This window comes from Streptomyces zaehneri, assembly GCF_032248645.1.
Taxonomy (GTDB): domain Bacteria; phylum Actinomycetota; class Actinomycetes; order Streptomycetales; family Streptomycetaceae; genus Streptomyces; species Streptomyces coriariae.
The window spans coordinates 301095-314386 of the sequence record NZ_JASTTJ010000004.1 but is presented as its reverse complement, the minus strand read 5'-3'; the positions used below and the strand labels follow the sequence as shown (position 1 = coordinate 314386).

Genomic DNA, 13292 nt, shown 5'->3' with positions numbered 1-13292 from the left:
AGACAGGGACCCCGGCATGAGCAACCCGTTCGAGAACCCCGACGGCGTCTACCGCGTCCTCGTCAACGACGAGGGCCAGTACAGCCTGTGGCCCGACTTCGTGGACGTCCCGGCCGGCTGGACCGTCGCGCACGGCCCGGCCGCCCGCCAGGAGTGCCTGGACCACATCGAGACCCACTGGACCGACCTGCGGCCCAAGAGCCTCGTCGACGGCGCCTGAGCCCGGCGGGACATGACGAAGGGGGCGGCCCGCACGGGCCGCCCCCTTCGTCACGCGTTGCGTCCTGCCGCTTCGTCCTGCCGTGGAACCGGTCAGGACGCCGGCTGCGCCACCTTGGTGCCGGTCCTGCCGTCCACCGCCGCGGCGAGCTGCGGCACCAGGCGGTCGATGACGTAGGGGAGGCTCAGCACGGTCGACAGCGACACCGCGTTGCCGTAGTCGCCGGTCTCCTGGACGAAGACCTCACGGCCCTGCTTCACCACGTCCAGGTCGGAGTAGATCCTGTCGCCGTGCAGCTTGGTGACCGCCGTGGTGAGGTCCGGCACGATCCACACGGCGACGTCCTGGTCGAGCAGGTCGAAGCGCTCCTTGCTGATGTTGGCGCCGAAGGCGTCCCCGATCACCTTGTCGAGGTCCTTCGGCAGCGAGAAGCCGAGGCCGGACAGGATCCGCGAGCGGGTGTCCTGGCTGCCGTAGACGAACGTGCCCTCGTACGGGGTCGCCATGACGGCCGTCGCCCCGGCGAAGGCGGGGTTGGCCTTCCTGGCCGCCGCGAACTTCTCCTCGACGCCCGACACGAGCGCCTTGGCCTCGCTCTCCTTGCCGAGCGCCTTGCCGATCTCCTCGGTCTGCTGCTGCCACGGCACGCCGTAGTCGTTGTACGCCTTCGGCTGGGCCACGACCGGCGCGAACTTCGACAGGCTCTCGTACTGGGCCTTGGTCAGGCCCGAGTACACGGCGAGGATGAGATCGGGCTTGAGCGCGGCGATCCTCTCCACCTGGGGGCCGGTGCCGGTGTCGGTGAGGACGGTCGGCGCCGCCGCGCCGCCCAGCCTGTCCTTCGCCCACGGGCCGACGGCGCCCTTGTAGCCGCCGAGCCACTCGGTCGTGCCGACCGGCACCTTGCCCAGCGCGAGGACGGCGTCCTGGTCGGTGAGACCGACGGTGACGATCCGCTTCGGCTCGGACTCGATCGTGGTGCTGCCGTACTTGTGGTCGAGGGTCACGGGGAAGGCGCCGGCGGCGGACGAGGAGTCCGGCCCCTTGGCGCCGGAGGACGAGGAACCGGAGTCGGAGTCGCCGCAGCCGACCGCCGCGACGGCGAGCAGGACTACGGAGGCGAGCAGGCCGGACAGCCGTGAGGCTCTGAGGGCGCGGGGCATCGGATGATCCTTCTGTTCGTCGCGGTGCGTTCGGCGGGGGGTGGCCGGTTCCGGGGCGGGGCGATGGCGGACAGGGGGCGCGTCAGGGGCCTTCCGGGGCGGGGGAGCGGCTGCCGGACCAGGCGTGCCACAGGGCGGCGTACGCGCCGTCGGCGGTGAGTAGTTCGTCGTGCGTGCCGCTCTCCACGACCCGGCCGTCACCGAGGACGACCACCCGGTCGGCGGTGGCGGCCTGGCTGAGCCGGTGCGCCACGACCAGCGCCGTACGGCCCCGCAGGGCCTGCTCGGCGGCCTCGTCGAGCAGGCGGGCGCCCGAGCTGCCCGCCTCGGCGGTCGCCTCGTCGAGGACCACGACCGGCGGGTCGGCCAACAGAAGCCGGGCCAGAGCGAGTTGCTGGGCCCGGTCGGCGGTGAGCCGGTGTCCGCCGTCGCCGACGACGGTCTCCAGGCCTTCGGGCAGCGCCTCGGCCCAGCCGAGCGCGCCCACCGTGGCCAGCGCCTCCCGCAGCTCCTCGTCGTCCGCCCGGGGGCGGGCCAGCCGCAGGTCGTCGGCGAGGGGTCCGGCGAAGACGTGCACCTCCTGCGTGACGAGCCCCACCAGGCGGCCGGACTCGTCCGGTTCGGCGCCGCCGACGTCGATCCGCCCGCTCTCCGGCCGGTGCAGCCCCGCCACCAGCTTCGCGAGCGTCGTCTTGCCCGCCCCGGTCGTCCCGACCAGCGCGACGCGTTCCTCGGGCCGGATCTCCAGATCGACGCCGTGCAGCACCGGGCGTCCGGGCACATACGCGTGGGAGACGGCGGTCAGTGTCACGGACGGGGCGCCGGCGGCGTTCGAACGCTCCTGCGCGTGCTGGGCGAACACGGGCGCCGGCTCGTCCACCACCCCGACCAGCCGGGCCAGTCCCGCCGTCGCCGACTGGGCGTCGTCGAGCAGCACGAGCGCGGTGTTCACCGGTCCGAAGAGGCTGTGGAAGTACAGCGCGGCGGCCGTGGCGGTGCCGACCGAGGCGGAGCCGGAGCGCACCAGCAGGAACCCGGTGACCAGGACGGCGCTGAGGCCCGCGTACTCGGCGATGTGCAGACGGCTGTAGAAGCGCAGCACCAGCCGCACCCCGCGCATCGTCAGTTCCACCGACGCCCGCGAGCGGTCGGTGACCCGCCGGGTGTGGCCGGCCTGGAGCCGGTACGCCCGTACGGTCCGCGCCCCGCCGATGGTGTCCAGCAGCTGCTGCTGCTGGGCCCCGGTGGCGATGCGCTCCCTGGCGTACAGGGGCACGGCGTTGCGCACGTACCACCGCGCGGTGTGCGCCTGTACGGGCAGGGCGACGAGCGCGGCCAGCAGGAACCGCCAGTCCAGCAGGGCGAGGGCGCCCAGGGTCAGCACGATCGACAGCGCGGAGCGCGCCAGCTCCGGCAGGGCGCCGCGAACCGCGTCGGCGACCCGGGACACGTCCCGGGTGACCCGGGCGTTGAGGTCGCCGGAGCCCGCCTTCTCCAGCCGCCCCAGCGGCAGGGAGAGCGCACGCTCCACGAACAGCTCGCGCAGCCGGGCGAGCACGGTCTCGCCGAGCCGGGACACCAGTGACATGCCCAGCGCGGTCGTGACGCCCTGCACCACGGCGACCCCGGCCAGCGCGAGGACGGGCACGGTGAGCGCGTCGGGGGAGCGCCGCTCGGTGACCACGTCGACGATGTGACCGAGCAGGGGCTGGGTGAGCAGCCCGACGGAGGTGGCGAGCACCATCAGCCCGAATCCGGCCCAGGCCAGCCCCCGATGCGGCCGCAACAACTCGCGCACCGCGGCCCGGGTGCGGGCGGGACTCGCCGTCGGCAGCAGGGTCCGGTCGGCTTCCGCCGGCCCGGCCGCTGTCCGCTCTGCCGCTGTCCGCTCTGCCGCCGTCTGTCCTGCCTCCGTCTGCTCTGCCGCTGTCCGCGCGGCTTCCGTCTGCGCGGCTCTCGTCTGTTCCGTCGTCACGCCAGCACCGCCGTCCGGTAGGTCGCGTCGGCCTGTACGAGTTCGGCGTGGGTGCCCTCGGCGCCGACCCGGCCGCCGTCGAGGAGGACCACCCGGTCGGCGACGGCGAGCAGCGCCGGGCTGTTGGTCACCACGACCGTGGTGCGGCCGCGCCGGATCTCGCGCAGCCCCTCGGCGATGCGTGCCTCGGTGACCGCGTCCACGGCCGTCGTCGGATCGTGCACGACCAGGACGGGCGGCCCGGCGCGCAGGGCACGCGCCAGCAGGACGCGCTGGCGCTGCCCGCCCGACAGGGACCGGCCGCCCTCGCCGACGCCGGTCGCGGCGCCGTGCGGCAGGGAACGGGCCACCTCGTCGGCGTGGGCGGCGGCCATGGCGCGCTCCGTCCGGAGATCCGCCGCGCCCTCCGCCGTTCCGTCCGCCGCCCCGTCCGCCTCACCGTTGTGCGCCGGGCCGCTCCGCGCCTCGGCTTCCGCTTGCGGAGTCACGTTCGCGGCCAGCGAGCCGTCGAACAGCACGGCGTCATGGGCGGCCACCAGCACCGCCGCCCGCAGCCCCGCCGGATCGAGTCGGGTCAACGGCACACCGTCCAGTTCGACCGAACCCGACTCCGGGTCGGTCTCCCGGCCCAGGCAGCGCAACAGGGCCTCGGCGCACGCCGGATCCGTCACGGCGATCCCGGTCAGCCGCCCGGCCGTCAGATCGAGGTCGACGCCGTCCGGACCGCCGAGCCGCACCCCGCGCAGCCGCAGCTCCCCGCGCACCGGGTCCGCCACCGGGTCCTGGCCGCCCACCACGGCGGGCTGCGCGGCGAGGACCTCCGCGACCCGGGCGGCCGAGGCCCGGCCCTGCGCCAGTTCGGCGTTGACCCAGGCGAACGTCTCCAACGGCCCCAGCAGGAACAGCGCGAGACCCACCGCCGACACCAACTGCCCCAGCGTGAGCGAGCCGTCGAGCGCCAGCCGCCCGCCGACCAGCGCTATCAGCGCGATGAACCCACCGGTCAGGGCGAGGACGAGCCCGGTCTGCCAGGACTCGGCCCGTGCCGCGCGCAGGGTTGCCGCGAGCGAGGCACGGCTGGTGCGGCGGTACCGCTCGACGGCCGCCTGCTGGGCGCCCAGCCCCTTCAGCACCCGAAGCCCGGCCACCAGGTCCGCGGCCACTCCCGAGGCGTGGGCGGCCCGGTCCTGCTCGGCCTCGCTGCGGCGCTCCAGCGGCTTGCTCAGCAGATGCCCCAGCCACAGCAGCACCGGCGTGCCCAGCAGCACGATCAGCCCGAGCGGCACGGACGTCAGCAGCAGCCACACGGCGCCTGCGGTGATGCCCGCGACCGCCCATATCCCGCTCATCAGCGCCATGTTCACCGCGCCGACGCGCTTGGCGTCCTCGGTGGCGACGTTGGCCAGCTCGCCGGGCAGCCGTCCCTCCTCGGCGCCGCCGCGGGCGTCGAGCACCCGGCGCACGATCGCCAGGCGAAGGGTGTGCGCGGCCTCTTCGGCACCGCGCTCACCGGCCCGCGCGCCCAGCCGGAAACTCCACGACAGCGCCACGTACATCACGGCCAGGACGACCAGCCAGAGGGCGAGCCGCCCGGCGTCCTGCCCGGCCACGGCCTGGTCGATGACGACACCGATGAGCACCGGTACCAGGGCTTCCCCCAGTTGGTGCACACACCCGAGCGCCGCGCCGAGGCCGACGCGACGCGCCTGCCCCCTGACCGAGCGCGTCAGGACGTCCCGCCCCGACTGTTCCCCTGATCCCACCAGCCACCCTCCGGAAACCGGTTCAACTTAGGCAAGGCTACTCTAAGTGATGGCGGGCGAGTCAATGCCCCGGCGGCCCGGCGCACCGCGTGGCGCGCTCCCGGGACACGACGCCGGCCCGGCCGGTCCGCGGCCGGTGTGCTTCAGTGGGCGCCGTGACCATCCCCGGCCGCGCCGCCCGGGCCCCGCTCTCCGGAAGGGACCGGACCGCCGTGCACGTACTGATCCTGGGCGGGACCACCGAGGCCCGCCGGCTCGCCGAACTCCTGGCGGCCGACGCCGGCCCCGGACTCCGCGTGACGACCTCCCTGGCCGGACGGGTGGCCGCGCCCCGGCTGCCGCCCGGCGAGGTGCGCGTGGGCGGCTTCGGCGGGGCCGAGGGGCTCGCCGCGTGGCTGGACGAGCAGGGGGTCGACGCGCTCGTCGACGCCACCCACCCCTTCGCCGGGACCATCAGTCTCAACGCGGCGAAGGCCGCGGCCGGCACCCGTGTGCCGCTGCTCGCGCTGCGCCGCCCGGGCTGGGTCCCGGTGGCGGGCGACGTCTGGCACGAGACCGGTTCCCTGGCGGAGGCCGCAGACCTGCTGCCCTCGCTCGGCCGACGGGTGTTCCTCACCACCGGGCGCCTGGGGCTGGCCGCCTTCGCCGCCCTGGACGACCTGTGGTTCCTCGTACGGTCCGTCGACGCACCCGGGGCGCCGGTCCCGTCCCGCATGGAGCTGCTGCTCGACCGCGGGCCCTTCACGCTCGACGGGGAGCGCGAACTGCTGCGCCGTCACCGGATCGACGTCGTCGTGACCAAGGACAGCGGGGGAGCGGCCACCGCCCCGAAACTGGCCGCCGCCCGTGCGGCGGGACTCCCCGTGGTCGTGGTGCGCCGACCGCCGGTCCCCGCGGGCGTCCGGGTCGCGGCAGGGCCGGAGCAGGCCCTGGAATGGATCGGGAACGCCGAACGGAGACGAGGGTAAAGGTCGCTGACGCCACGTCAGGGAGTCGGTGCGGCGCCCAGGAAGCGTATGTGCGGGCGGCCGTCGGGGCCGTCGGCGGTGATTGTTGCCCGGACGCCGTAGACGTCGGCGATGAGCGCCTCGGTGAGGACCTCGTGCGGGCTGCCGCAGGCCACCACGCGCCCCTGCCTGAGGACGACGAGCCGGTCGCAGTACATCGCGGCCAGGTTGAGGTCGTGCAGCGCGACGACGCTGGTGACCCGCAGTTCGGTGATCAGAGCCAGCAGGGCCAGCTGGTGCCGGATGTCGAGGTGGTTGGTGGGCTCGTCCAGGAGGAGCTCGCGCGGTTCCTGGGCGAGGGCGCGGGCGATCTGGACGCGCTGGCGTTCGCCGCCCGACAGGGAGTGCCAGGGCCGGTGGGACTTGTCGGCGAGCCCGGTGCGCGCCAGCGCGGACCGGACGGCCTCCTCGTCGGCGGCGGTGGCGGCCGCCCAGGCGCGGCGGTGCGGGATGCGGCCGAGGCGTACGACGTCGTGGACGCTCAGCGCGAGCTGTGTGTCGGCCTGTTGCTCGACGACGGCGATGCGCCGGGCGACGGCGCGGCGGCTCACCCGGGCCAGCGGGCGGTCGTCGAGGGTGACGACGCCGAAGTCCGGGGCGAGCACACCGGCGAGCAGCCGCAGCAGGGTGGACTTGCCCGAGCCGTTCGGGCCGAGCAGGCCGGTGACGGAGCCGGGGCGGGGCGTCAGGCTGACCCCGTCGAGGATCAGGGTGCCGCCGGCGGCACGGCCGACCCGGTCGGCACGCAGCCCCTCGGAACCGGTCGTCTTCGTGCCGGTGGTCTTCGAGGCGGCCGTCTCCGAGCCGGTCATCGGGTGCCCCTCGCGCGGTACAGGACGGTGACGAAGGCCGGGACGCCGATGAGGGAGGTCACCACGCCCACCGGCACCTCCTGCGGGTCGAGCACGGTGCGGGCGAGGGTGTCGACCCAGACCAGGAACACCGCGCCGGTCAGGGCGGTGGCGGGCAGCAGCCGGGTGTGGCCGGGGCCGGTGAGGACGCGTGCGGCGTGCGGGAGCACCAGGCCGACGAAGCCGATCGCCCCGGCCGAACTCACCAGGGCGGCGGTGAGCAGCGCGGTCGTGCACAGCAGCACCAGACGGGTGCGGGCCACGCAGACGCCGAGGGAGAGGGCCGCGTCCTGCCCGAAGGCGAACGCGTCCAGGGTCCTGGCGTGACCCAGGCAGACCGTCAGCGCCACGACCAGCGCGGCCGCGCCGGCGGTCACGTCCGTCCAGTCGGCGCCGCTGAGCGAGCCGAGCAGCCAGAACAGGATGCCGCGGGTGGTCTCCGCGTCGGCGGCCGTCATCACGACGAAGGAGGTGAGCGCGGAGAACAGCTGCATGGCGGCGACTCCGGCGAGGACCACCCGGTCCGTGGTGCCGCCGAGGGTGTGGCTGAGCAGCAGCACCAGCGCGAAGGAGACCAGCGCGCCGAGGAACGCGCCTGCGGAGACCGACAGGAGACCGCCGCCCGCGCCGAGGACGACGACCAGCACCGCGCCGGTCGAGGCGCCGGAGGAGACGCCGAGGACGAAGGGGTCGGCGAGCGGATTGCGCAGCAGGGACTGCATCACCGCCCCGCACACCGCGAGGCCGGCGCCGCACACCGCGGCGAGCAGGGTGCGCGGCAGCCGCAGGTTCCACACGATGCCGTCCCGCAGCGGAGTGAACTGCGCCTGTCCCCAGCCGAGATGGGCCGCGACCGCGGACCACACGTCACCGACGGCGATGTCCGCCGGGCCGATGGTGATGGCCACGGCGACCGAGGCGCACAGCAGCGCGAGACCGGACGCCCACAGCAGCGCCCGGCGCAGCCGGCCCACTGCCGCCGCCCGGGACGCCGGCGCCCCGGCAGCCGCCGTGGACGCCGACGGAGCGCCGGTCATCCCGCGAGGCCGTGGCCGCGCAGCGCCGCCGCCAGCTTCTCGATGCCCTCGACGGTCCTGACGGTCGGGTTCATGGCCTGTCCGGACAGCAGCACGTACCGCTTCTCCTTCACCGCGGTCATGTTCCTGGTGACCGGGTTCGACTCCAGGAACTCGATCTTCTTGGCGGCGGTCTCGGCCGTCTGCTGCCTGCGGGTCAGGTCGCCGATGACGAGGAGGTCCGGGTCGCGGTCGGCGACCGTCTCCCAGTTGACCTGGGGCCACTCCTGATCGGTGTCGTCGAAGGCGTTCTTCGCGCCGAGCTCGTTCGTGACGACGCCCGGCGCGCCGCAGCAGCCCGCGAGGTACGGGGACTGGGAGTTGGCGAACCAGTACATGAGGGTCACGCCCCGGGCGTCCAGGCCGGCGGTGGCCCTGGTCACGCGGTTCCTCAGTTCGGCGACGAGCTTCTCGCCGCGCTCCCGGACGCCGAAGACCGCGGCCAGGTCGCGGACTTCGCCGTAGACCGCGTCCATGGTCAGCGGCTCGGTGCGGACGCCGTCGCCGTCACCGCTGTTGTCCTTGCCGACACAGTCGGAGGGGGAGAGGTACGTGGGCACGCCGAGCTTCTCGAACTGCTCGCGCGGGGCGACCCCGCCCTTGCCGAGGGTGGAGGCGAAGGAGGCGGCGACGAAGTCGGGTTCGGTGTCCAGCACCGTCTCGAAGGAGGGGGCGTTGTCGGCGAGGCGCTTCACCTTCGCGTTCGCCTTCTCCAGGCCCTTTGCCACCGGGTCGGTCCAGGTGGCGGTCCCCGCCATGCGGTCGGCCAGCCCGAGGGAGAGCATGATCTCGGTCGTGCCCTGGTTGAGCGAGACGGCCCGCCGCGGAGGGCTGTCGACAACGACCCGCCGCCCGCAGTTGTCGAGCCGGACCGGACGGTCGGCGGCCCCGCTCCTGCCCGCCGAGCCGGAGCCCGCCGAGCCGGAGGAGCCCGCCGGGCCCGAGGAGCCGCAGCCGGCCAGCAGCAGGGCACCGGCCAGGAACAGAACGGCGGGCCGGGCAGAACGGAGGGGACGTGCGAGCGGCACAGGGTTTCCTTCGGCGTCGAGGGCTCAAGCGCGAAGCCCGGTCGTACGGTGCTCCCCCGGCCGTATGCGGGCGGCGGGGGCGGCCAGCAGGTCTTCGGACTCGGGGTCACCCGGACGAGGCGCCTTCCCGGACCGCGTACGCCGTCCAGTGGCCGTTGCCCCGCCCGTCGCCCTCACCGCTGCGCGTCAGCTCCGGATTCGCACCGGATTCCCTGACCCGTACACACTCACGTGCGCACATGGGTTCGACTGGCCTGGGCAAGCTACCACAGCCGCGGAGGCCGCCCGCGGGCCCTTCCGCGCGCCGGCTCGGGCCCTCTCGCCGGCTGTCGGGCCTGGTTACTATGCTCCTTCAGGCCAGAGGGAGAGAGCCATGCTGACCGAGGTCACGGCGACCCGCTACCTCGCTCCGCTGCGGGCGGGCGGCTCCGTGCCCGCCGTCGTCGAGGCCGACGACCTGGGCACCTACGTCGTGAAGTTCACGGGCTCGGCGCAGGGCCGCAAGGCGCTCGTCGCCGAGGTGATCGTGGGCGAGCTGGCCCGCGCCCTCGGGCTGCGCTTTCCCGAACTGGTCCTGGTCCGGTTCGACCCGGCGATCGCGGAGCGGGAACCGCACCAGGAGGTGCGGGAGCTGCACGCCGCGAGCGCGGGGCTCAACCTCGGGATGGACTTCCTGCCGGGTGCGGAGGACTTCACGCCGGAGGTCGCCGAGGCCTTCCCGGTGGAGCCGCTGGAGGCCGGGAGGATCGTCTGGCTGGACGCCCTGACCGTCAACGTCGACCGGACGGTCCACAGCTCCAACCTGATGGTCTGGCCGACCCTCGGCATCGCCGCGCCCCGGCTGTGGCTCATCGACCACGGTGCCGCCCTCGTCTTCCACCACCGCTGGGACGGCGCCGACCCCGAGAAGCGCTACGACTTCCGCCACCACGCCCTCGGCCGCTGCGCCCCGGACACCCGGGCCGCCGACGCCGAACTGGCGCCCAGGGTGACCGAGGAGCTGCTGCGCACGATCGTGGCGGAGGTACCGGACGCCTGGCTGACCGGCGAAGCGGGGTTCGCGACCCCGGACGCGGTCCGGGAGGCGTACGTGCGCTACCTCCACGCGCGCGTGCGGGCCTCGGCGGCCTGGCTGCCCACCGACTTCCCCGGCCCGCAGGAGCTCGCCGCCGACGAGGCACGGCGTGCGGCGCGGACACGGCAAGGACGGCCCGACTGGCTCAAGCGGGTCCCCGACCTGCACGGCAAGCCGGCCGCGGAACAGGATTGGTCGGTGCACCTCGGATGAGCGAACCGAGCGACGTGGGCGGGCGGGTCGAGATCGAGTACTGCACCCAGTGCCGCTGGCTGCCGCGCGCGGCCTGGCTGGCGCAGGAGCTGCTCACGACCTTCGAGGCCGAGCTGACGGAGCTCGCCCTGAAGCCCGGCAGGGGCGGCGTCTTCGTCGTCCGGGTGGACGACGAGGTGATCTGGGACCGCCGCGAACAGGGCTTCCCGGAGCCGACCGCGGTGAAGAAGCTCGTACGTGACCGAGTGGCCCCGGGACGGTCCCTGGGCCACTCGGACAGGTGAGCCTTCCGGCCGGTGCCGGTGCTCAGCCCTTGAGCTGCTCGTACGCCGGCAGGGTGAGGAAGTCCGCGTAGTCGTCGTCGAGGGCGACGGTCAGCAGCAGGTCGTGCGCCTGCTGCCAGTGGCCGGCCGCGAAGGCCTCCTCGCCGATCTCCGCGCGGATCGCGGCCAGTTCCGCGGCGGCGACCTCGCGGGCCAGCTCGGGCGTGGCCTTCACCGTGCTCCCGTCGCGCTCGAACTCCACTCCCGCGTTGATCCACTGCCAGATCTGCGAGCGGGAGATCTCGGCGGTGGCCGCGTCCTCCATCAGGTTGAAGATGGCGACCGCGCCCAGGCCGCGCAGCCAGGCCTCGATGTAACGGATGCCGACCTGAACGGCGTTGACCAGGCCCGGGTAGGTCGGCCGGGCCTCCAGCGAGTCGACGGCGATCAGGTCGCCCGCCTTGACGTCGACGTCCTCGCGCAGCCGGTCCTTCTGGTTCGGCCGGTCGCCGAGCACCGCGTCGAAGGAGGCCATGGCGATCGGCACCAGGTCCGGGTGGGCCACCCACGACCCGTCGAAACCGTCGTTCGCCTCGCGGTCCTTGTCCGCCTTGACCTTCTCGAAGGCGACCTTGTTGACCTCCTCGTCGCGGCGGGACGGGATGAAGGCCGCCATGCCGCCGATGGCGTGCGCGCCGCGCTTGTGGCAGGTGCGGACGAGGAGTTCGGTGTACGCCCGCATGAACGGGGCGGTCATCGTGACCGCGTTGCGGTCCGGGAGGACGAACCTGGTCCCGCCGTCACGGAAGTTCTTGACGATGGAGAACAGGTAGTCCCAGCGGCCGGCGTTCAACCCGGAGGCGTGGTCGCGCAGTTCGTACAGGATCTCGTCCATCTCGTACGCGGCGGTGATCGTCTCGATGAGCACGGTGGCGCGGACGCTGCCCTGCGGGATGCCGACGTGGTCCTGCGCGAAGACGAACACCTCGTTCCAGAGGCGGGCCTCCAGGTGTGACTCCGTCTTCGGCAGGTAGAAGTACGGCCCCTTGCCGAGGTCGAGCAGACGCTGGGCGTTGTGGAAGAAGTAGAGGCCGAAGTCGACCAGGGCGCCGGGGACCTGACGGCCGTCCGCGTCGACGAGGTGACGCTCGTTCAGGTGCCAGCCGCGCGGGCGCATCACGACCGTGGCGAGCTCGTCCGCGTCCTTCAGGGCGTACGACTTGCCCGACCCCGGGTCGGTGAAGTCGATGCTGCGGGTGTAGGCGTCGGCCAGGTTGATCTGGCCGAGGACGACGTTCTCCCAGGTCGGCGCGGAGGCGTCCTCGAAGTCGGCGAGCCAGACCCGGGCGCCCGAGTTCAGGGCGTTGATGGTCATCTTGCGGTCGGTCGGGCCGGTGATCTCGACCCGGCGGTCGTCCAGGGCCGCGGGGGAGGGGGCGACCCGCCAGGAGTCGTCCGCGCGGATCGCCGCGGTCTCCGGGAGGAAGTCCAGGGTGGAGGTGCGGGCGATCTCGGCGCGGCGCTCCGCGCGCCGGGCGAGGAGCTCGTCGCGGCGCGGGGTGAACCGCCGGTGCAGCTCGGCCACGAAGGCGAGGGCCGCCTCGGTGAGGACCTCCTCCTGCCGCGGCAGGGGCTCGGCGTCGACGATGGCCAGCGGGGACGGCGCTGGTGCGGACATGAGCGGTCACTTCCTTCAGCGGTGGCACCGGGTGCCAGTCGAACCGAGTACGGCGGGCGGGGCCCCGGACGGGCCGGGTCCTTCTGAAAAGTGGATACTAGTTTCCTCATCGTGGAACTTCAATGATTTGTTGATGTCGAGATTCTCCGCGTCGAGGCAAGGTGGCGCCCAGTGCCAGGCTCCTCACTCGAGGTGCGCGAGATCCTGCGGGGTGTCGATGTCGAAGGGGCGGGCCACGTCCCCGCACTCGACGAGCGTGATCGCCTCCTCGTGCTCCTTCAGATAGGCGCGTGCCCCCCGGTCGCCGGTGGCAGTCGCGGCGATGTCCGCCCAGTGGCCGGCTCCGAACAGGACGGGATGGCCGCGTACGCCGTCGTAGGCGGCGCAGACCAGCGAGGACTCGTCCTCGTACGCGGCCAGCACCCGGGCCACGGCCTGCGGTCCGATGCCGGGCTGATCGACCAGGGAGACCAGCGCGGCCCGCGCCCCCGTCCCGGCGAGCGAGCCGAGCCCGGCCCGCAGTGATGTGCCCATGCCCTGCTCCCAGGCCGGGTTCGGCACGATCACACACCCCTCGAGCCGCGCCCGCTCCCGTACGGTGTCGGCGGCGGCCCCGAGCACCACGTGCACCCGAACGCAGCCCGCCGTGCGCAGCACCTCCACCGCGTGTTCGACGAGCGGCCGTCCCCGGTGTTCGAGCAGGGCCTTGGGGCGTCCGCCGAGCCGCCGGCCGCCGCCCGCCGCGAGGAGCAGGCCGGTCACCTGGTCCGTGGCCCGGTCTTCCGTGTGCGTCATGCGTCCTGCATACCTGACGCGGCGTCGGCCGTGCGGCCTTGCGGGGCTGAATTTCGGTGCGCGCAGTGGCGCGCGCCGCGCCGGGTGGCGTTTACTGACCCGCGCGTCCTTCGGTGCCCGGTGCCGGTACCGCGGGGCTGCGGGACGGATGGGCGCGCACGCGCGCTCGGCGGAGCGCGCGTGGG

Annotated in this window: 12 protein-coding genes and 1 riboswitch; of the genes, 4 read left to right on the top strand and 8 right to left on the bottom strand. The window is 73.9% G+C overall.

What is annotated here, in order from left to right; all coding sequences use genetic code 11:
• Window positions 1-16 precede the first annotated feature (16 nt).
• Window positions 17-220 carry an MbtH family protein gene (locus QQM72_RS09750; protein WP_314220399.1) on the top strand — a complete coding sequence of 68 codons (204 nt, stop codon included), beginning with the start codon at window positions 17-19 and terminating at the stop codon, window positions 218-220.
• A 92-nt stretch (window positions 221-312) separates the two neighbouring features.
• Here the strand turns inward: QQM72_RS09750 and QQM72_RS09745 are convergent, their stop codons facing one another.
• The 3 genes from QQM72_RS09745 to QQM72_RS09735 form a co-directional block, all read right to left on the bottom strand.
• Window positions 313-1383: an iron-siderophore ABC transporter substrate-binding protein gene (locus QQM72_RS09745; protein WP_314220398.1), complete on the bottom strand. Its 1071-nt coding sequence runs from the start codon at window positions 1381-1383 to the stop codon at window positions 313-315.
• 82 nt (window positions 1384-1465) lie between these two features.
• Window positions 1466-3220 carry an ABC transporter ATP-binding protein gene (locus QQM72_RS09740; protein WP_449657427.1) on the bottom strand — a complete coding sequence of 585 codons (1755 nt, stop codon included), beginning with the start codon at window positions 3218-3220 and terminating at the stop codon, window positions 1466-1468.
• Between the two features lie 134 nt (window positions 3221-3354).
• Window positions 3355-5121: an ABC transporter ATP-binding protein gene (locus QQM72_RS09735; RefSeq protein WP_314220397.1), complete on the bottom strand. Its 1767-nt coding sequence runs from the start codon at window positions 5119-5121 to the stop codon at window positions 3355-3357.
• Between the two features lie 212 nt (window positions 5122-5333).
• Here QQM72_RS09735 and QQM72_RS09730 point away from each other — a divergent pair, with 212 nt between their 5' ends.
• Window positions 5334-6089 (top strand): cobalt-precorrin-6A reductase, encoded by a 756-nt coding sequence (locus QQM72_RS09730; RefSeq protein ID WP_314220483.1) that lies wholly within the window; start codon window positions 5334-5336, stop codon window positions 6087-6089.
• A gap of 17 nt (window positions 6090-6106) precedes the next feature.
• Here the strand turns inward: QQM72_RS09730 and QQM72_RS09725 are convergent, their stop codons facing one another.
• Genes QQM72_RS09725 through QQM72_RS09715 form a run of 3 tightly spaced genes read right to left on the bottom strand, consistent with a single transcriptional unit; the run spans window position 6107 to window position 9083 of the window.
• On the bottom strand, window positions 6107-6940 hold the full coding sequence (locus QQM72_RS09725; protein ID WP_314220396.1) for an ABC transporter ATP-binding protein: 834 nt from the start codon (window positions 6938-6940) through the stop codon (window positions 6107-6109).
• Window positions 6937-8016: a FecCD family ABC transporter permease gene (locus QQM72_RS09720; RefSeq protein WP_314220395.1), complete on the bottom strand. Its 1080-nt coding sequence runs from the start codon at window positions 8014-8016 to the stop codon at window positions 6937-6939. Before QQM72_RS09720 ends, QQM72_RS09725 begins: the two co-directional genes overlap by 4 nt.
• Complete coding sequence (locus QQM72_RS09715) at window positions 8013-9083, bottom strand: ABC transporter substrate-binding protein (protein ID WP_314220394.1); 1071 nt, start codon at window positions 9081-9083, stop codon at window positions 8013-8015. The genes QQM72_RS09720 and QQM72_RS09715 overlap by 4 nt, the downstream gene beginning before the upstream one ends.
• A 68-nt stretch (window positions 9084-9151) precedes the next feature.
• A riboswitch (cobalamin riboswitch) is annotated at window positions 9152-9352 on the bottom strand.
• A 104-nt stretch (window positions 9353-9456) separates the two neighbouring features.
• On the opposite strand from QQM72_RS09715, the gene QQM72_RS09710 reads away from it, so the two are divergent.
• Together QQM72_RS09710 and QQM72_RS09705 are read left to right on the top strand one after the other, a co-directional pair.
• The gene (locus tag QQM72_RS09710) at window positions 9457-10371 is read left to right on the top strand and encodes a HipA family kinase (RefSeq protein WP_314220393.1); all 915 of its coding nucleotides are present in this window, start codon (window positions 9457-9459) and stop codon (window positions 10369-10371) included.
• Entirely contained in the window at window positions 10368-10655 is a 288-nt protein-coding gene (locus QQM72_RS09705) for a SelT/SelW/SelH family protein (protein ID WP_314220392.1), read from the top strand. The genes QQM72_RS09710 and QQM72_RS09705 overlap by 4 nt, the downstream gene beginning before the upstream one ends.
• Window positions 10656-10677: 22 nt before the next feature.
• Here the strand turns inward: QQM72_RS09705 and aceB are convergent, their stop codons facing one another.
• Both aceB and QQM72_RS09695 read right to left on the bottom strand, forming a co-directional pair.
• The gene (gene aceB / locus QQM72_RS09700; protein WP_314220391.1) at window positions 10678-12312 is read right to left on the bottom strand and encodes a malate synthase A; all 1635 of its coding nucleotides are present in this window, start codon (window positions 12310-12312) and stop codon (window positions 10678-10680) included.
• A 183-nt stretch (window positions 12313-12495) separates the two neighbouring features.
• Window positions 12496-13107 carry a nucleotidyltransferase family protein gene (locus tag QQM72_RS09695; protein ID WP_314220390.1) on the bottom strand — a complete coding sequence of 204 codons (612 nt, stop codon included), beginning with the start codon at window positions 13105-13107 and terminating at the stop codon, window positions 12496-12498.
• Window positions 13108-13292: the final 185 nt, after the last annotated feature.